19 protein-coding genes are annotated in these 17358 nt (G+C 76.4%); 17 read left to right on the top strand and 2 right to left on the bottom strand.

What is annotated here, in order from left to right:
- Positions 1-6: 6 nt before the first annotated feature.
- Positions 7-573: a type 1 glutamine amidotransferase domain-containing protein gene (locus ACI8AD_RS04345; RefSeq protein WP_456869305.1), complete on the bottom strand. Its 567-nt coding sequence runs from the start codon at positions 571-573 to the stop codon at positions 7-9.
- Between the two features lie 86 nt (positions 574-659).
- On the opposite strand from ACI8AD_RS04345, the gene proC reads away from it, so the two are divergent.
- The 5 genes from proC (at position 660) to ACI8AD_RS04320 (ending at position 4574) form a co-directional block, all read left to right on the top strand.
- Positions 660-1478 (top strand): pyrroline-5-carboxylate reductase, encoded by an 819-nt coding sequence (gene proC, locus ACI8AD_RS04340; RefSeq protein WP_456869304.1) that lies wholly within the window; start codon positions 660-662, stop codon positions 1476-1478.
- Between the two features lie 251 nt (positions 1479-1729).
- Positions 1730-2071 (top strand): helix-turn-helix domain-containing protein, encoded by a 342-nt coding sequence (locus tag ACI8AD_RS04335; protein ID WP_245816896.1) that lies wholly within the window; start codon positions 1730-1732, stop codon positions 2069-2071.
- A 374-nt stretch (positions 2072-2445) separates the two neighbouring features.
- Positions 2446-2544 carry a 30S ribosomal protein bS22 gene (locus ACI8AD_RS04330; protein WP_012854759.1) on the top strand — a complete coding sequence of 33 codons (99 nt, stop codon included), beginning with the start codon at positions 2446-2448 and terminating at the stop codon, positions 2542-2544.
- Positions 2545-2554: 10 nt separating this feature from the next.
- The gene (locus ACI8AD_RS04325; RefSeq protein ID WP_456869303.1) at positions 2555-3673 is read left to right on the top strand and encodes an NAD-dependent epimerase/dehydratase family protein; all 1119 of its coding nucleotides are present in this window, start codon (positions 2555-2557) and stop codon (positions 3671-3673) included.
- Positions 3666-4574 (top strand): lysophospholipid acyltransferase family protein, encoded by a 909-nt coding sequence (locus ACI8AD_RS04320; RefSeq protein ID WP_456869302.1) that lies wholly within the window; start codon positions 3666-3668, stop codon positions 4572-4574. Before ACI8AD_RS04325 ends, ACI8AD_RS04320 begins: the two co-directional genes overlap by 8 nt.
- A gap of 69 nt (positions 4575-4643) precedes the next feature.
- Here the strand turns inward: ACI8AD_RS04320 and ACI8AD_RS04315 are convergent, their stop codons facing one another.
- Positions 4644-5558, bottom strand: a complete 915-nt coding sequence (locus tag ACI8AD_RS04315; RefSeq protein ID WP_456869301.1) for an HAD family hydrolase — start codon at positions 5556-5558, stop codon at positions 4644-4646.
- Between the two features lie 152 nt (positions 5559-5710).
- On the opposite strand from ACI8AD_RS04315, the gene ACI8AD_RS04310 reads away from it, so the two are divergent.
- The 12 genes from ACI8AD_RS04310 to ACI8AD_RS04255 all read left to right on the top strand — a co-directional run bounded on the left by ACI8AD_RS04310 (position 5711) and on the right by ACI8AD_RS04255 (position 17304).
- Positions 5711-7261, top strand: coding sequence for a class I adenylate-forming enzyme family protein (locus tag ACI8AD_RS04310; RefSeq protein WP_456869300.1), 1551 nt, complete (start codon positions 5711-5713; stop codon positions 7259-7261).
- Positions 7254-7505 carry a glutaredoxin family protein gene (locus tag ACI8AD_RS04305; protein WP_456869299.1) on the top strand — a complete coding sequence of 84 codons (252 nt, stop codon included), beginning with the start codon at positions 7254-7256 and terminating at the stop codon, positions 7503-7505. The genes ACI8AD_RS04310 and ACI8AD_RS04305 overlap by 8 nt, the downstream gene beginning before the upstream one ends.
- Positions 7506-7778: 273 nt before the next feature.
- Positions 7779-8462, top strand: coding sequence for a redox-sensing transcriptional repressor Rex (locus ACI8AD_RS04300; RefSeq protein WP_456869298.1), 684 nt, complete (start codon positions 7779-7781; stop codon positions 8460-8462).
- Positions 8459-9814: a glutamyl-tRNA reductase gene (locus ACI8AD_RS04295; protein ID WP_456869297.1), complete on the top strand. Its 1356-nt coding sequence runs from the start codon at positions 8459-8461 to the stop codon at positions 9812-9814. Before ACI8AD_RS04300 ends, ACI8AD_RS04295 begins: the two co-directional genes overlap by 4 nt.
- Complete coding sequence (hemC, locus tag ACI8AD_RS04290) at positions 9811-10761, top strand: hydroxymethylbilane synthase (RefSeq protein ID WP_456869296.1); 951 nt, start codon at positions 9811-9813, stop codon at positions 10759-10761. Before ACI8AD_RS04295 ends, hemC begins: the two co-directional genes overlap by 4 nt.
- Positions 10762-10837: 76 nt before the next feature.
- A complete protein-coding gene (locus tag ACI8AD_RS04285; protein WP_456869295.1) occupies positions 10838-12367 on the top strand; it encodes a uroporphyrinogen-III synthase in 1530 nt (509 codons plus the stop codon).
- On the top strand, positions 12364-13365 hold the full coding sequence (hemB, locus tag ACI8AD_RS04280) for a porphobilinogen synthase (RefSeq protein WP_456869294.1): 1002 nt from the start codon (positions 12364-12366) through the stop codon (positions 13363-13365). The genes ACI8AD_RS04285 and hemB overlap by 4 nt, the downstream gene beginning before the upstream one ends.
- Positions 13362-13904 (top strand): hypothetical protein, encoded by a 543-nt coding sequence (locus ACI8AD_RS04275; RefSeq protein WP_456869293.1) that lies wholly within the window; start codon positions 13362-13364, stop codon positions 13902-13904. Before hemB ends, ACI8AD_RS04275 begins: the two co-directional genes overlap by 4 nt.
- Positions 13901-15283 carry a glutamate-1-semialdehyde 2,1-aminomutase gene (hemL, locus tag ACI8AD_RS04270; protein ID WP_456869292.1) on the top strand — a complete coding sequence of 461 codons (1383 nt, stop codon included), beginning with the start codon at positions 13901-13903 and terminating at the stop codon, positions 15281-15283. Before ACI8AD_RS04275 ends, hemL begins: the two co-directional genes overlap by 4 nt.
- Positions 15283-15915: a histidine phosphatase family protein gene (locus ACI8AD_RS04265; protein ID WP_456869291.1), complete on the top strand. Its 633-nt coding sequence runs from the start codon at positions 15283-15285 to the stop codon at positions 15913-15915. The genes hemL and ACI8AD_RS04265 overlap by 1 nt, the downstream gene beginning before the upstream one ends.
- Positions 15912-16487 carry a TlpA family protein disulfide reductase gene (locus tag ACI8AD_RS04260; RefSeq protein WP_456869290.1) on the top strand — a complete coding sequence of 192 codons (576 nt, stop codon included), beginning with the start codon at positions 15912-15914 and terminating at the stop codon, positions 16485-16487. Before ACI8AD_RS04265 ends, ACI8AD_RS04260 begins: the two co-directional genes overlap by 4 nt.
- A 1-nt stretch (position 16488) precedes the next feature.
- The gene (locus tag ACI8AD_RS04255; RefSeq protein ID WP_456869289.1) at positions 16489-17304 is read left to right on the top strand and encodes a cytochrome c biogenesis CcdA family protein; all 816 of its coding nucleotides are present in this window, start codon (positions 16489-16491) and stop codon (positions 17302-17304) included.
- Positions 17305-17358: the final 54 nt, after the last annotated feature.

The following is a 17358-nucleotide window of genomic DNA, read 5'->3' as shown; positions in this document are numbered from 1 at the left end:
CCGGCCTCACTCGTCGTCGGCGTCGTCCTCGGTGGCCCGGGCGAAGCGCTCGACGAGCGCGGCGCAGAACGCGTCGAGGTCGTCGGGGTTGCGGCTGGTCACCAGGGTGCCGTCGACGACGACCTCCTCGTCCACCCACGTCGCGCCGGCGTTGCGCAGGTCGGTCTGCAGCGAGGGCCACGAGGTCATCCGCCGTCCCCGGACCACGTCGGCCTCCACGAGCACCCACGGCGCGTGGCAGATCGCCGCCACCGGCTTGCCCGCCTCGAAGAACGCCGCCACGAACGCGACGGCGTCGGCGTCGGCCCGGACGAAGTCGCCGTTGATGACACCACCGGGCAGGACGAGTGCGGCGTAGCCGTCGGGGTCGGCGGCGCCGACCGTCGTGTCGACCTTCTTGCGGTCGCCCGCGTCGATGTGCTGGTAGGCGGTGATCGTGCCGCCCTCCAGCGACACGAGCTCCGGCTCGGCACCGGCCTCCTCCAGCGCCTGCCACGGCCGCTCGAGCTCCACCTGCTCGACGCCGTCGGTCGCGAGCACGGCCACCTTCATCCCGTCCAGGTCTCCAGCCATGCGGGCGCGGCTACCCGTGCCCCCGGGGCAGCACACGCCCGAGCACTACGGTCCGGACCGGGTACCTCGACAGGCGGGAGCGGGCGATGGACGGGCGACGGGGTCTGGCGGTCCTCGGCGGCGGCAAGATGGGCGAGGCGCTGTTGGCCGGGCTGGTGCGGCGGTCGGGTCCCGACGGCGTCGTCGTCTCCGAACGGCACTCGGAGCGCGGCGCCGAGCTCGCCGCGCGCTACGGCGTCGACGTCGTCGACGTCGCCGAGGCCGCCGCGCGGGCGCGGGTGCTGCTGCTCGCGGTCAAGCCGCAGGACCTGCCGGGGCTGCTGCAGCAGCTCGCGCCGTCGGTCGACCCCGGCCACCTGGTGGTGAGCATCGCCGCCGGCTTCCCGACCGCGGCGATCGAGGCGGCACTGCCGCCGGGGGTGCCGGTCGTGCGGGTCATGCCCAACACCCCGGCGCTGGTCGACCAGGGGATGAGCGTGCTGTCGGCCGGGGCGTCGGCCGGGGACGCCGAGCTCGACGAGGCCGAGGCGCTGCTGTCGACGGTGGGCCGGGTGGCGCGGGTGCCGGAGTACCAGCAGGACGCGGTGACGGCGCTGTCGGGCAGCGGCCCGGCCTACTTCTTCTACCTGGTGGAGGCGATGGTCGACGCCGGCGTGCTCCTCGGCCTGCCCCGGGCGCTGACCAGCGAGCTGGTCGTGCAGACGGCGCTGGGGGCGGCGGTGATGCTGCGCGAGTCCGGTGAGCACCCGGCCCAGCTGCGCGACGCCGTCAGCAGTCCCGGCGGGACGACGATCGCCGGCATCCGCGAGCTGGAGCGCCACTCGGTCCGCTCCGCGCTGATCGCGGCCATCGAGGCGGCGGCGCAGCGGTCGGTCGAACTCGGCCGGGCCGACGGGAGCCGGTGAACCTACCCCCGCTCAGCCCACCGAGGTTGGACGCTGCGTAGTCGTGTCGACACATCTCTCCGTCGACGCGCCGACACGGCTGTGAAGCGAGTTGCACAGGTGTAGTTCTGACGAGGACGGACCGTTCCGCATGTTCGTTTCTTCCATCGCTTCTGTCACGCGGGTCCCCCTACTCTCTGTATCAGCACGTGTGAGTCCCGTAGTCGGTGGGGAAGCCGACGCTCGACTCGTGCTAGGTCCGGAGACTTGAGATGACCATGCCCCAGCGCAGCACCGCCGCCTACGTCCGCCCGGCCGTCCCCGGCCCGCGCCCGATGGCCCGCCCGATCCCGGCCGCCGCCGTGGCCCGCCCCGTGGGCCCCCAGCACCCCGCCGCCGTGCCGGTCGGCCGCCCGGTCGTCCCCCAGCCGCGCGCCGCGGTCACCTTCCTGACCGTCGCCGAGGTCGCCAGCATGATGCGCGTCTCCAAGATGACCGTGTACCGCCTCGTCCACGCCGGCGAGCTCTCCGCCGTCCGCGTCGGCCGCTCCTTCCGCGTGCCCGAGCGCGCCGTCCAGGACTACCTGCGCGACGCCTACACCGACATCGCCTGATTGAAGGACCCGACCGCCCCCCACTGCTCGCGAGCTCGCAGCGGGACCCTGCGGTCGGGCCGTTCCATCTCGTCACCAGGCTCGCGGCGGGATCCTGCAGCGAGGCCGTTCCATCCGTCGCCATGCCGGTGCGGACCCCTCCGGGCCCGCTCGGCGCGACAACGCCCCCATCCCGCTCCGCGGGTGGGATCCGTCCGGCCCGGTTCCCGCGGCAACGCCGCCGCGGGGGCGCCGGGTAGGCTCGGGCGCCGAGCGACAACCCCGGCCCCGGCCGGAGCCGTCGCACACGAGCTGATCCACACTCGCGTGGCGTCCGGTTCCGACCCCTGCGGTCACCGGCCGACGCCCCGCGGCCACGACGTCGGGAGCAGGACATGGGTTCGGTCATCAAGAAGCGCCGCAAGCGGATGGCGAAGAAGAAGCACCGCAAGCTGCTGAAGAAGACCCGCGTGCAGCGTCGCAACAAGAAGTGAGCTGAGGCTCGTGCCGCCCGCGGTCGTCCTGGTCACCGGTGTCAGCCGGTGGCTCGGTGGTGCGCTGGCGGCCGAGCTCGCTCGCGACCCGGCCATCGACCGGGTCATCGGGGTCGACACCGTCCCCCCGTCGGCGGAGTCGCTGCGCCGCCTCGGCCGCACCGAGTTCGTGCGGGCCGACATCCGCAACCCGCTGATCGGCAAGGTCATCAGCACCGCGGCCGTCGACACGGTCGTGCACATGAACATCAGCTCCACCCCCGCCGGGTCCGGCGGGCGGGGGCCGATGAAGGAGCTCAACGTCATCGGGACGATGCAGCTCCTCGCCGCCTGCCAGCGGGCGCCGTCGGTGCGCCGGCTCGTGCTCAAGTCGACCAGCGCCGTCTACGGCGCCTCGCCGCGCGACCCGGCCGTCTTCACCGAGGCCATGCAGGCCCGCCGGGTGCCCTCGGGCGGCTTCGCCAAGGACAGCCTCGACATCGAGGGCTACGTGCGGTCCTTCTCGCGCCGCCGTCCCGACGTCGGGGTCGCCGTCCTGCGGTTCACCAACTTCATCGGCCCGGGCATCGACTCGGTGATGACCGGGTTCCTGCGCATGCCGGTGGTCCCCACGGCGCTCGGCTACGACGCGCGCGTCCAGCTGCTGCACGAGGACGACGCCCTGGGCGTGCTGACCCGCGCCACCACCGGCGGGTTCACCGGAACGGTCAACGTCGGGGGAGAGGGCACGTTGCTGCTGTCGCAGGTCATCCGCCGGCTGGGGCGGCTGCAGCTGCCGGTGCCCTCGCCGGCGCTGGGGTCGCTGGGCCGGCTCACCCGGCGCTTCGGCGGCGTCGACTACTCACCCGAGCAGATGCGCTTCCTCAACTTCGGCCGCGTCGTCGACACCACGGTGCTGCGCACCGAGTTCGGCTACACACCCCGCTACACCACCGCCGAGGCCCTGGCCGACTTCGCGCGCACCGTCCCCCCGGTGGTGCCGCCCGGTCTGGTCGCCGACGCCACCACGCGGGCCCAGCAGGTCGTCTCCCGCGCCGGCTCGGTCGCCTCCTCGGTGGGCACGACCGTGCACGGCCGGCTGCGCCCGGCGCCGGCCTCGCCGGGACTGCGGGCGGTGCGCGATGCCTGAGGCGCGCGTCATCCCGCTGCGTCCCGACGACGAGCAGCCGCACGTCCCGCCGCCGGGCGACCCGAGCTGGGACGAACAGGTCGCCGGTGGCCTGGAGTTCCTCCGCCGCCGGCTGACCGGCGAGTACGAGACCGACGAGTTCGGCTTCGACCCCGACCTCACCGACCACGTGCTGCTGCCGCTGCTGCGCCCGCTGTTCTACCGCTGGTTCCGGGTGGAGACCCACGGCGTGGAGAACGTGCCCACCACCGGCGGCGCGCTGGTCGTGGCCAACCACTCCGGCACCGTCCCGGTCGACGCGCTGATGACCACCGTGGCGCTGCACGACGACCACCCGGCGCAGCGGCGCTTCCGGCTGCTCGGTGCCGACCTCGTCTTCGAGCTGCCCGCCGTCGGCTCCCTGGCCCGCAAGTTCGGCGCCACGCTGGCCTGCACCGAGGACGCCGAGCGGCTGCTGTGCGGTGACGAGCTGGTCGGCGTCTTCCCCGAGGGGTTCAAGGGGATCGGCAAGCCGTTCCGCGAGCGGTACACCCTGCAGCGGTTCGGCCGCGGGGGTTTCGTCACGGCGGCACTGCGCACCGGCAAGCCGATCGTCCCGTGCGCCATCGTCGGCGCCGAGGAGATCTACCCGATGATCGGCAACGCGCGGACGCTGGCCCGACTGCTGGGACTGCCCTACTTCCCGGTGACGCCGACCTTCCCCGCGCTGGGCCCGCTCGGGCTGGTGCCGCTGCCGTCGAAGTGGCTCATCGCCTTCGGCACCCCCATCGAGACGGCGTCCTACGGGCCCGCGGCGGCCGAGGACCCGATGCTGGTGTTCAACCTGACCGACCAGGTCCGCGAGACCATCCAGCAGTCGATCTACCAGCTGCTGCTGCAGCGCTCCTCCGTCTTCAGCTGAGGAAGGACCCTCGTCCCCCCACGCCTCGCTCGCTCGGCGCGGGCCCCTGACGAGGGCCGTTCCAGCAGCTCACCACGGCCAGGAGTTGCGACGGCGGAGGGCGACCGCGCCGCCGACCACCCCACCGGTCAGGGCGGCCGCGGCGACCGTCGGGACGCCGATGCGCGCCGCCTTGCGGCCGGTGCGGAAGTCGCGGACGGTCCACCCGCGCGAGCGGGCGACGGCGCGCAGCTCGGTGTCGGGGTTGACGGCGATCGACGTGCCGGTGAGGGAGAGCATCGGCAGGTCGTTGGCCGAGTCGCTGTAGGCGGTGCAGCGCGACAGGTCCAGCCCCTCGCGCTCGGCCAGCGCCCGGACCGCCTCGGCCTTCGCCTCCCCGTGCATGAGCTCCCCGACCAGCCGCCCGGTGTAGCGGCCGTCGACGACCTCGGCCACGGTGCCCAGCGCCCCGGTCAGCCCCAGTCGGTGGGCGATGATCCGCGCCAGCTCCACCGGGGTCGCGGTGACCAGCCACACCCGCTGCCCGGCGTCGAGGTGCTGCTGGGCGAGGTTGCGGGTGCCCGACCAGATCCGGTCGGCCATGAGCTCGTCGTAGATCTCCTCGCCGGCCTGCGTGATCTCCTCGACCTCGCGGCCGGCGACGAAGGCCAGCGCGTTCTCGCGGATGTTGTGCATGTCGCCGGCGCTCTCGTTGCCGGCGACGCGGAACTTGGCCTGCTGCCAGGCGAACCGCGCGATGTCGCGGGAGCTCAGGTACTTGCGGGAGGCCAGGCCGCGGGCGAACCAGAACAGCGAGGCGCCCATCATCATCGTGTTGTCGACGTCGAAGAACGCGGCGGCGGTGCGGTCGGCGACGACGACCGGCACCGGCTCGACCTCGGCGGCCGCGGCCGACGCCAGACCCGCGACGTGCGCGCGGATCTCCTCCTCCGACGGCGCCCCGGCGTCCTCGCCCCGACGACGCCGGAACGGCAGTCCCGGCACGGGCACCCCCCTGGTCGCAGTGGCCCGCCGCGCGGGCGGCCCGCCCGACCCTATCCGCACCCGTGCGGGGGAGACCGCCGGTCGCGGGTGCTGCGGGCCGGCAGCCGCGGTGACAGCATCGCGGGGACCCGCCCACCTGCCAGGAGGTGCCCGTGACAGGGCCCGATCCGGACTCCGGAGCCGGGGCCGCGGCCCCGACGGGGCTCGCTGCGCTGGTGCGCGCCGCGGCCGTCGGCCGCCCCGACGCCCCGGCCGTCGTCGACGGCGGCACCCGGCTCACCTGGGCCGAGCTCGACGCCCTCGTCGACCGGACCGCGGCCGGCCTGGCCGCGCGCGGCCTCACCCGCGGGGACCGGGTGGCCGTGCAGCTGCCCAACGGCGTCGACTGGCTGCGCGCGGCGCTCGGCGCGCTGCGCGCCGGCCTGGTCGTGGTCCCCGTCAACACCGCCTACACCGACCCCGAGCTCGAGCACGTGCTGCGCGACTCCGGCGCGGCGCTGCTCGTGGCGGCCGCCGCCCGGGAGCCGCTGGCCGGGGTGCCCGTCGTGGCCGGCCCACCCGAGGCCGACGGCCCGCCACCCCCGGACGACGACGACCCCGCCGCGCCGGCCCTCCTCGCCTACACCAGCGGCACCACCGGCCGGCCCCGCGGCGCGATCCTCACCGCCGGCGCCCTGCGGGCCAACCAGCGGCAGTGCCTGGCGCTGGACCCGCCGCCGGTGCGCCCCGACGACCGCGTGCTGGTGGTCCTGCCGCTGTTCCACGTCTACGGCCTCAACGCCGGCTTCGGCCTGGTCGCGGCCACCGGGGCCTGCGCGGTGCTCGTGCCGGCCTTCGACCCGCGCGCCACGCTCGCCGTCGTGGAGCGCGAGCGGGTCACTGCCGTCCCCGGCGCGCCGCCGCTGTACCAGGCCTGGCTCGCCGTCGCCGACGCCGAGGGCGGTGACGCCGGCCTGCGCCGCGCCCTCGCCTCGGTGCGCACCGCCTCCTCCGGGGCCGCGCCGCTGCCGGAGGCGACCTGGCGGGCGGTGCGCGACCGTGCCGGCCTGCAGGTCTGGGAGGGCTACGGCCTCACCGAGGCCGGTCCCGTCGTGGCCAGCACGCTGGCCACCGGCCGGGCCAAGCCGGCGTGCATCGGCGGCCCGCTGCCCGGCGTCGAGGTGGCGCTGCGGGAGACCGGCGACGGTGGCGGCGGGGACGCCGGCGAGGGGCCGGGGGAGCTGTGGGTGCGCGGCCCCAACCTCTTCTCCGGCTTCTGGCCCGACGGCGCGGACGGGCCGGACGCCGACGGCTGGCTGGCCACCGGCGACCTCGCGTACCGCGACGCCGACGGCGACCTGCACCTGCTCGACCGCCGCAGCGACCTCGTGCTGGTCAACGGCTTCAACGTCTACCCGGCGGAGGTGGAGCGGGTCCTCGACGCCCACCCCGCCGTCGCCGAGAGCGCGGTCATCGGCGTGCCCGACCCGCGCACCGGCGCCGCCGTCGTCGCGGTCGTGGTGCCCGCCCCGGGCGCGGAGGTGGACACCGCGGAGCTGCGCACGCACGCCGCCGCGTCGCTGGCCCGCTACAAGGTGCCCTCGTCGGTGGTCGTCCGGCCGGCGCTGCCGCACTCGCTGACCGGGAAGGTGAGCCGGGCGCGGCTGCGCGAGCTCGGCCTGACCCTCGACGGGGCCGGACCGGCGGAGGTGTCCGGTGGCTGAGCCGGCGCCGCGGCTGGAGCTGCTCACCCGCGCCGGCTGCCACCTGTGCGTCGCGGCCTCCGAGACGCTGGCGCGGATCGCCGCGGAGGCCGGCGTCGCCAGCCGTGAGGTCGACGTCGACGCCGACCCGGAGCTGCAGGCCGAGTACGGCGACCGGGTGCCGGTGGTGCTGCTCGACGGCCGCGAGCACTCCTACTTCACCGTCGACGTGCCCCGCCTGCGCCGCGACCTCGGCACCGGCTGATCCACCCGGCGACCGGCTGGAACGGCCCCGCGTCAGGGGCCCGCGCCGAGCCGGCGAGGCGTGGGGGACGCGGGGTCCTCGTATGGTGTCGGACACAGCGGCGCGCATCCGCGCAGGCCCGGGCCCCGTCGGGCTGCCTGCGACTTTGTTCGCGCGTTCACAAGCGGTTACCGTGGGGGTCGCCGGGCGGCCGACCGCCCGGATCCCCGATGTCGCCCGCCCTCCTCGGCTCCCGCCGTCGCCCGGGCGCGACCGCTGTGGAGTAGGCCCGTGATGCAGTCGCGGCCCCGGATCCCGGAGGCCACCGTCGCCCGGCTGGCCGTGTACCTGCGGGTGCTCGGCGGCCTCGCCGACACCGGTCGCGGCACCGTCTCCTCCGGCGAGCTGGCCTCGGCGGCCGGCGTCAACCCGGCCGGCCTGCGCAAGGACCTCTCCCACCTCGGCCCCTGCGGCACCCGCGGCGTCGGCTACGAGGTCGCCACCCTGCGCGACCGCATCGCGACCGTGCTCGGCATGGAGACCGCCCACGCGTGCGTCCTGGTCGGTATCGGCAACCTCGGCGCGGCACTGGCCGGCTACGGCGGGTTCGGCACCCGCGGCTTCGAGTTCGTCGGCCTCTTCGACGCCTCCCCGGCCCGGGTGGGCCAGCGGATCGGCGGCCTGCCGGTGCGGCCGGAGACCGAGCTCGAGGAGGTCGTGACCGCCACCGGGGCGACGATCGGGGTCATCGCGACCCCCGCCGAGGTGGCCCAGGGCGTCGCCGACCGGCTCACCGCGGCCGGGGTGAGGAGCATCTTGAACTTCGCGCCGGTCACGCTCACCGCGCCGGCGGGGGTCGACGTCCGCCAGGTCGACCTCTCCGTCGAGCTGCAGGTCCTGGCCTTCCTCGACAAGCAGCGCGGCGCCGTCCCCGGCGCCCCGCTGGAGGCCCTCGCCCCCGCCGGGGGGATGGCATGAGCCTGCTCGCCGTCGGCATCAGCCACCGCACCGCGCCCGTCGCGCTGCTCGAGCAGTTCGCCATGACCCGCGACGACCAGGTCAAGGCGCTGCACGAGCTCGTCGGGAACGACCACGTCAGCGAGGCGCTGGTCCTGGCCACCTGCAACCGGGTCGAGGTCTTCGCCGAGGTCGACCGCTTCCACGGCGGCGTCGCCGAGGTCAGCCGCGTGCTGGCCCGCCAGTCCGGGGCCGGCGTCGAGGAGCTCACCCCCTACGTGACCGTGCACTACGAGGACCAGGCCGTCGCCCACCTGTTCACCGTGGCCGCGGGCCTGGACTCGATGGTCGTCGGCGAGACCCAGGTGCTCGGCCAGCTGCGCGCGGCCTACGCCCTCGCGCAGGAGGAGGGCACCGTCGGCCGGTCGCTGCACCCGGTCGCCCAGCACGCCCTGCGGGTGGGCAAGCGCATCCACTCCGAGACCGGCATCGACCGCGCCGGCGCCTCGCTGGTCACCGTCTCGCTCGACCACGCCGAGGACCGCGTCGGCCCGCTCGCCGGCCGCCCGGCCCTCGTCGTCGGCGCCGGCTCCATGGGCGCGCTCGCCGCCAGCACGCTGTCGCGCCGCGGCGCGCTGGTCACCGTCGCCAGCCGCTCCCCGGAGTCCGCGGCCCGCCTGGCCGCCGCCGTCGACGGCGGCACCGCCGAGATGGCCGAGCTGCGCTCGGCGATCGCCGACGCCGACGTCGTGGTCACCTGCACCGGCGCCGCCGGCCTGGTCGTGGGCACCGACGTCGTCGCCGCGGCGATGACCGGCCGCGCCGGGCGCCCGCTGGCCGTCGTCGACCTCGCGCTGCCCCGCGACGTCGACCCCGGCGTGGCGGCGCTGCCCGGCGTGCACGTCGTCGACCTCGCGCTGCTGCAGGGGGAGCGGTCGGCCACCGGGGGCACCGGGCCGGTCGCCGCCGACGACGTCGACGCCGCGCACGCGCTCATCGAGGCCGAGACCGCGCTGCTGCGCGCCGAGCGGCAGGCCGCCGCCGTCGCGCCCACCGTCTCCGCGCTGCGCAGCCAGGCCGCCGAGGTCGTCGACGCCGAGCTGCTGCGCCTGGCCGCCCGGCTGCCCGACCTCGACGCCCGCGCCCGCAACGAGATCGCCCGCACCGTGCGCCGCGTCGTCGACAAGCTGCTGCACGAGCCGACCGTGCGGGTCAAGGAGCTGGCCAGCACCCCCGGCGGCGTCGACTACGCCGACGCCCTGCGCGCGCTGTTCGGCCTGGGCCTGGACGCCGAGGTGCCCGCCGACGGCCCGCGGCTGGCCGAGGCCGTCGCCGTCGACCCCGACGAGCTGCGCCCCGGGGGTGCCCCGTGACCCCCCGGACCAGCGCGCAGACCACCGCGACGCTGCGGCTGGGCACCCGGGCCAGCCGCCTGGCCCGCACCCAGTCGCAGACCGTCGCCGACGCGCTCACCGCCGCCAGCGGCGTGCCGGTCGAGCTGGTGCACATCAGCACCGAGGGCGACCGCTCCGCCGCGGCGATCGCGCAGCTCGGCGGCACCGGCGTGTTCGTCACCGCGATCCGCCAGGCGCTGCTCGAGGGCACCGTCGACGTCGCGGTGCACAGCTACAAGGACCTGCCCACCGCGCCCGAGCCCGGCCTGGTGATCGCCGCCGTCCCGCCGCGGGAGGACCCGCGCGACGCGCTGGTCGCCCGCGACCGGCTCACCCTCGGCGAGCTGCCGCCCGGCGCCCGCGTGGGCACCGGCGCGCCGCGCCGCGTCGCGCAGCTGCGCGCCCTCGGCCTGGGCCTGGAGGTCGTGCCGATCCGCGGCAACGTCGACACCCGCATGGCGCGCGTGGTCCCCGGCGACCTCGACGCCGTCGTCCTCGCCCGCGCGGGCCTGGCCCGGCTGGGCCGGCTCGACGTGGTCACCGAGGTGCTCGACCCGCTGCAGGTGCTGCCCGCGCCCGCCCAGGGCGCGCTGGCCGTCGAGTGCCGCGCCGACGACGAGCGCACCCTGCAGCTGCTGGCCGCGCTCGACGACCCCGGCACCCGCGCCGCCGTGCTCGCCGAGCGGACCACGCTGGCCGCGCTGGAGGCCGGGTGCAGCGCCCCGGTCGCCGCGCACGCCGAGCTCGCCGAGGGCGAGGACGGCCCCGAGCTGTACCTGCGCGCCTCGGTCACCGCGCTCGACGGCAGCGACGGCGTCCGCGGCGTGGTGACCGGCCCGGTCGGCGACGCCGAACGACTCGGCCGCGAGCTCGCCGCCGACCTGCTCGACCGCGGCGCCGCCGCGCTCGTGGCGGCCGCCCGGTGACCCGCCGGGCCCCCACCCAGACCCCGCACACGCCCTCCCGAGGGCCTCGACACCCGCAAAGGACCAGGAGCTCGCGATGACGCGCTTCCGCAAGACCCCCGGCCGCGTCGTCTTCGTCGGCGCCGGCCCCGGCGACCCCGGCATGCTCACCGCCCGGGCCACGGCCGCACTGGCCGAGGCCACGGTCGTGCTCGTCGACCCGGACGTCCCCGCCGCCCTCGTCGACGCCGTCCGCGACGGCCGCCCGGAGGTCGACCCGACCCCGGTCAGCGGCGAGCCGGCCGACGTCGCCAAGGGCGCCGTCGCCGCCGCCAAGAACGGCGACGTCGTCGTCCGGCTGGTCGCCGGTGACCCCTACACCGCCGAGCACGCCGTCAAGGAGGTGCTCGCCGTCGGCCGCACCTCGGTGCCCTTCGACGTGGTCCCCGGCGTCGCGCCGTCGACCGCCGTCCCGGCGTTCGCCGGCGTCGCCCTCGGCGGCACCTCGCTGACCGCCGACCTGCGTGACGGCGACGTCGACCTGCCGGCCCTCGCCGGCGCGGCCGCGACGCTCGGTGCCCCCGTGGTGCTGCAGGCCGGCGCCGAGCAGCTCCCCGACGCCGCCGCGCGGCTGGTCGAGGGCGGGCTGTCCGGCAGCACCCCGGTCGTGGTGACCGCGGGCGGCTCGGGCACCGGGCAGAAGAGCGTCGTCGCCAAGCTGGGCGCCGTCGCCGAGAAGACCGCCGACCTCGGCGGCCTCACCGGTGCGGTCGTGGCCACCGTGGGCTCGGCCGTCGACAAGCGCGGCAAGCTCTCCTGGTGGGAGAGCCGGCCGCTGTTCGGCTGGCGGGTGCTGGTGCCCCGCACCAAGGACCAGGCCGGCGAGATGAGCGAGCGGCTGCGGGCCTACGGCGCGGTACCGGTCGAGGTGCCGACCATCGCCGTCGAGCCGCCGCGCAGCGCCGCCCAGATGGACCGCGCGATCAAGGGCCTGGTCACCGGCCGCTACGGCTGGATCGTGTTCACGTCGGCCAACGCCGTGCGCGCCGTCCGGGAGAAGTTCGCCGAGCTGGGCCTGGACGCGCGGGCCTTCGCGGGCGTCAAGGTCGCCTGCGTCGGCGAGCAGACCGCCGACGCGGTGCGCGCCTTCGGCATCGTGCCCGAGCTGGTGCCCACCGGGGCGCAGTCCAGCGAGGGCCTGCTGGCCGACTTCCCCGAGTACGACGACGTCCTCGACCCGATCAACCGGGTGCTGCTGCCGCGCGCCGACATCGCCACCGAGACCCTCGCCGCGGGCCTGGTCGAGCGCGGCTGGGAGATCGACGACGTCACCGCCTACCGCACCGTGCGGGCCGCGCCGCCGCCGGCGCCGGTGCGCGAGGCGATCAAGGGCGGCGGGTTCGACGCGGTGTGCTTCACCTCGTCGAGCACCGTCCGCAACCTGGTCGGCATCGCCGGCAAGCCGCACGCCAAGACCGTCGTCGCGGTGATCGGCCCGGCCACCGCCGCCACCGCCCAGGAGTTCGGGCTGCGGGTCGACGTGCAGCCCGAGACGGCCGCCGTCGCCCCGCTGGTCGACGCGCTGGCCGCGTTCGCCGAGGCCCGGCGCGCCGAGGCCGGGCAGTGAGCCCGGCGCAGGGCGGGTCGAGCCCGGGCTTCGCGCGCGGGCGCCGGCTGCGGTCGACGCCCGCCCTGCGCCGGCTCACCGCGCAGACGCGGGTGGCCCCGGCCGACCTCGTGCTGCCGGTGTTCGTCAAGGAGGGCATCGACGAGCCGGTGCCCATCGGCTCGATGCCCGGCGTCGTGCAGCACACGCTGGACTCGCTGCGCAAGGCCGCGCACGAGGCGGCCGAGGCCGGCATCGGCGGGCTGATCCTGTTCGGCGTCCCGGCCGAGAAGGACGAGATCGGCTCGCAGGCCGACGCCGCCGACGGGGTCGTCAACGTCGCGCTGCGCCGGCTGCGCGAGGACCTCGGCGACGAGCTGGTGCTCCTCGCCGACCTGTGCCTGTGCGAGTACACCTCGCACGGGCACTGCGGGCTGGTGACGCCGGCCGGCGTCGTCGACAACGACCCGACGCTGGACCGCTACGCCGCGGTGGCGATCGCGCAGGCCCAGGCCGGCGCCCACGTCATCGCCCCCAGCGGGATGATGGACGGGCAGGTCGCGGCGATCCGCCGGGCCCTGGACTCCAGCGCGTTCACCGAGACGCCGATCCTCGCCTACGCCGCCAAGTACGCCTCGGGCTTCTACGGCCCGTTCCGCGAGGCGGCCGAGGGCGCGCCCCAGTTCGGGGACCGCTCGACCTACCAGATGGACCCGCCCAACGCCGACGAGGCGCTGCGCGAGGTGGCCCAGGACCTCGCCGAGGGCGCCGACGCCGTCATGGTCAAGCCGGCGCTGCCCTACCTCGACGTCGTGGCGCGGGTCGCCGACGCCGTCGACGTCCCGGTCAGCGCCTACCAGGTCAGCGGCGAGTACGCGATGGTCGAGGCGGCCGCCCGCAACGGCTGGATCGACCGCGAGCGCGCCATCCTGGAGACCCTCACCGCCATCCGCCGCGCCGGCGCCGGCCAGGTGCTCACCTACTGGGCGGTCGAGGCCGCGCGCCTGCTGCGCCGGTGAGCTACGTCGAGCCCGGCGGCAGCCGGCGGCCGGTCTGGCTTGCCGCCGCCGCGCTCGCCGTCCTCGGCCTGCTCGACGGCCTGCTGCCCGGCCCGGGCCTGCCGGTGCCGGTCTGGGCGCTCACGGTGGTGGTCGTCCTCGGCGTCGCCGCCGCGCTGTGCTCGGTCGCCCGCCGCGCGTGGACGGTGCGCGTCGGGGGCCGGGGACCGGACGGCGCGCTGACCGTGGGCCGCGAGCGGGTGCCGCTGGCCGACGTCGACGCCGCCCACCTGCGCGCCGTGCGCGAGGGGACGGCGGGCGTGGACGCCGGCGCCCCGGTGCTCGGCGGCGGCTGGTCGCTGCCGCGCGGGCGCACCGGGCTGCCGCTGCGGCTGACCGACGGGCGCACCGTCCTGGTGCCGACCCGCGACCCCGCCGCGCTGACCGGGGCGCTGCTCGCCGCCGTGCCCGCCGCCGTGCCGGCGAGTGGCACGTCACAGGCCGCCGACCCCCACGCGCCCGACGGGCGGTCCCGGGACAGGGGGACACTGGGGCCGTGACCTCGCTGGACACCACCCGGTACGACTACGCGGCACCGGTCTCCGCCGGCCTGTTCGACCGCGCGAAGCGCGTCACCCCGGGCGGGGTCAACTCGCCGGTGCGCGCCTTCCGCGCCGTCGGCGGCACCCCGCGGTTCATGGCGCAGGGCTCTGGCCCGTGGCTCACCGACGCCGACGGCCGCCGCTACGTGGACCTGGTGGCCTCGTGGGGGCCGATGATCCTCGGCCACGCCCACCCGGCCGTGGTCGAGGCGGTCACCGCCGCCGCCCGCCGCGGGTTCTCCTTCGGCACCCCCACCGAGGGCGAGCTGGACCTGGCCGAGGAGATCGCCGCCCGCGTCGCCCCCGTCGAGCGGGTGCGGCTGGTGAACTCCGGCACCGAGGCGGTGCTCTCGGCGGTGCGGCTGGCCCGCGGCGCCACCGGCCGCCGGATCGTCGTCAAGTTCGCCGGGTGCTACCACGGCCACGTCGACGCGCTGCTGGCCTCCGCCGGCTCGGGCGTGGCCACCCTCGGCCTGCCCGACACCCCCGGCGTCACCACCGGCGCCGCCGCCGACACGATCGTGCTGCCGTACAACGACGTCGCCGCCGTCGAGGCCGTCTTCGCCGAGCACGGTCCGGACATCGCGGTCGTGGTCAGCGAGGCCGCCCCGGGCAACATGGGCGTCGTCCCGCCGCTGGACGGCTTCAACGCGCAGCTGCGCCGGATCACCGCCGAGCACGGCGCGCTGCTGCTGCTCGACGAGGTCATGACCGGCTTCCGGGTGTCCCGCTCGGGCTGGTACGGCCTGGACCCCGTCGACGCCGACCTGTTCACCTTCGGCAAGGTCATGGGCGGCGGGCTGCCGGCCGCGGCCTTCGGCGGGCGCGCCGACCTCATGGAGCAGCTCGCGCCCAACGGCCCCGTCTACCAGGCCGGCACGCTGGCGGGGAACCCCGTCGCCGTCGCCGCCGGGCTCACCACGCTGCGGCACTGCAGCGACGACGTCTACGCCCGCTGCGACCGGGTGGCGGTCACCCTGCGCGGCGCCACCAGCGCGGCGCTGTTCGCCGCCGGCGTGCCGCACCGGGTGCAGCAGGCCGGGTCGATGTTCTCGGTCTTCTTCGTGCCCGACGAGCGCCGGGTGCGCGACTACGACGACGCCCGCACCCAGGACACCGCTGCCCACCGCGCGTTCTTCCACGAGATGCTCGCCCGCGGCGTCTACCTGCCGCCGTCGGCGTTCGAGTCGTGGTTCGTCAACGCCGCGCTCGACGACGAGGCGCTCGAGCGGGTGCTCGACGCGCTGCCCGCCGCCGCCCGCGCGGCCGCGGCCGCCGACCGCGCCGACGCCCCGTCCGACGCCGACGCCAAGGACGCCCAGGAGCTGCAGCCCTGATGGAGACCACCGTCGTCCACCTGCTGCGCCACGGCGAGGTGCACAACCCCGACGGGGTGCTCTACGGCCGGCTGCCCGGCTACCGGCTCTCGACCGCCGGGGAGACCATGGCGCAGCGGGCCGCCGAGTGGCTCACCGGCCGCGGCGTCACCCTCCTGGTGTCCAGCCCGCTCGAGCGGGCCCGGCAGACCGCCGCGCCCGTCGCCGAGGCGCTGGACCTGCCCGTCGACGTCGACGAGCGGCTGATCGAGGCGGGCAACGCCTTCGAGGGCCTGCGGGTCGCCGGCGGGCGCGGGGTGTTCCGGTCGCCGGCGAACTGGTGGCGGCTGCGCAACCCGGTGCGGCCCTCGTGGGGCGAGCCGTACGTCGAGATCGCCGCCCGGATGCTCGCCGCCGTCGAGGCCGCCCGCGACGCCGCCCGCGGGTCGGCCGCCGTCTGCGTCAGCCACCAGCTGCCGATCTGGACCCTGCGGCTGCACCTGGAGGGCCGCCGCTACACCCACGACCCGCGCCGCCGGCAGTGCGGGCTGGCCAGCGTCACGTCGGTGACCTACGAGGGCGACAAGGTCGCGCGCATCGACTACGCCGAGCCCGCCGGCGCCACCGACCCCGACGCGGTCCCCGGGGCATGAGGCGCCTGCTGCCCGCCGCAGCTGCGGCGCTCGCCCTCCTCACCGGCTGCACGACCGGCGAGGGCCGGGCCGACGTCACCAACGGCGGCGAGTACCGCTTCGTCGCCGCGACCCCGGCCGGTGAGGTCATCCCGGCCGCCGAGCGGGCGGCGGCCCCCGACTTCGGCGGCACGCTGCTCGGCGGCGGGGACTGGACCTCCGAGGAGCTCGCCGGGCAGGTCGCCGTCCTGAACTTCTGGGGCTCGTGGTGCCCGCCCTGCCGGGTGGAGACCCCGGAGTTCCAGGAGGTCTACACCGAGGTCCGCGACGAGGGCGTGGCCTTCCTCGGGCTCAACGTCAAGGAGGCCGACGAGCAGTTCGCGCAGGCCTTCGTCGACAGCCAGGGCATCGAGTTCCCCTCGCTCTACGACCCCGCCGGCGAGGTCGCGCTCGCCTTCCGGGACTACCCCGCGACCGCGATCCCGTCCACGATCGTCCTGGACCGCGACGGCCGGGTGGCCGCCGTCTACACCGGGGCGGTCGCGCAGGACGACCTGCGCGCCGTGCTCGACGCGCTGCTCGGGGAGGGCTGAGGTGGGGCAGGAGTTCGCCGCGCTGGTCACCGACGGCCCGCTGCTGGTGGCCGCCGCCGTGGCCGCGCTGGTCGGGCTGGTCAGCTTCGCCTCGCCGTGCGTGCTCCCGCTGGTGCCCGGCTACCTGTCCTACGTCACCGGGCTGGTGGGCAGCGGCACCCGCGCCCCGTCCCCGGCCCCCGCGGGCACGGGAGCCACGGCCACCGCCGTGCGCACCGACGAGCGCTCGCCCCGCGGGCGGATGGTGCTCGGCGCGCTGCTGTTCGTCCTCGGCTTCACCGCCGTCTTCGTCGCCGTGGGCACCGCGTTCGGCGGGCTGGGCCGGCTGCTCGTGCAGTACGACGACGTCATCACCCGCGTCATGGGCGTCGTCGTCATCGTCGTCGGCCTGGCGTTCCTCGGGAAGCTGCCGTTCCTGCAGCGCACCGCGCGGCTGTCGGTGCGCCCCGCCGCGGGCCTGGCCGGCGCGCCGCTGCTCGGCGTGGTCTTCGGGCTGGGCTGGACGCCGTGCCTCGGCCCCACGCTGTCGGCGGTCTACTCGCTGGCCTACACCGAGGCGACCGCCGGCCGCGGCGCGCTGCTGTCGGTCGCCTACTGCATGGGCCTGGGCGTGCCGTTCGTGCTGGTCGCCCTCGGCGCCCGCTGGGCGGTCGGGGCGACGGCGTTCCTGCGCCGGCACGCCCGCGCCGTCACCCGCTTCGGCGGCGCGGTGCTCGTGGTCGTCGGGCTGCTGCTGGTCACCGGCGCGTGGACGGAGATGATGGGCTGGCTGCGCTCCTGGCTGGCCGTCACCGGGCTGGGGGAGTCCGCACTGTGACCGAGCTCGCGAGGTCACACGGGTGCAGAGCACGGCTGGGTGCAGCTCCGGCGA

Source organism: Geodermatophilus sp. SYSU D00766, assembly GCF_054049915.1.
The sequence above is the reverse complement of the archived record's forward strand: the minus strand, read 5'-3'. Positions and strand labels throughout refer to the sequence as shown.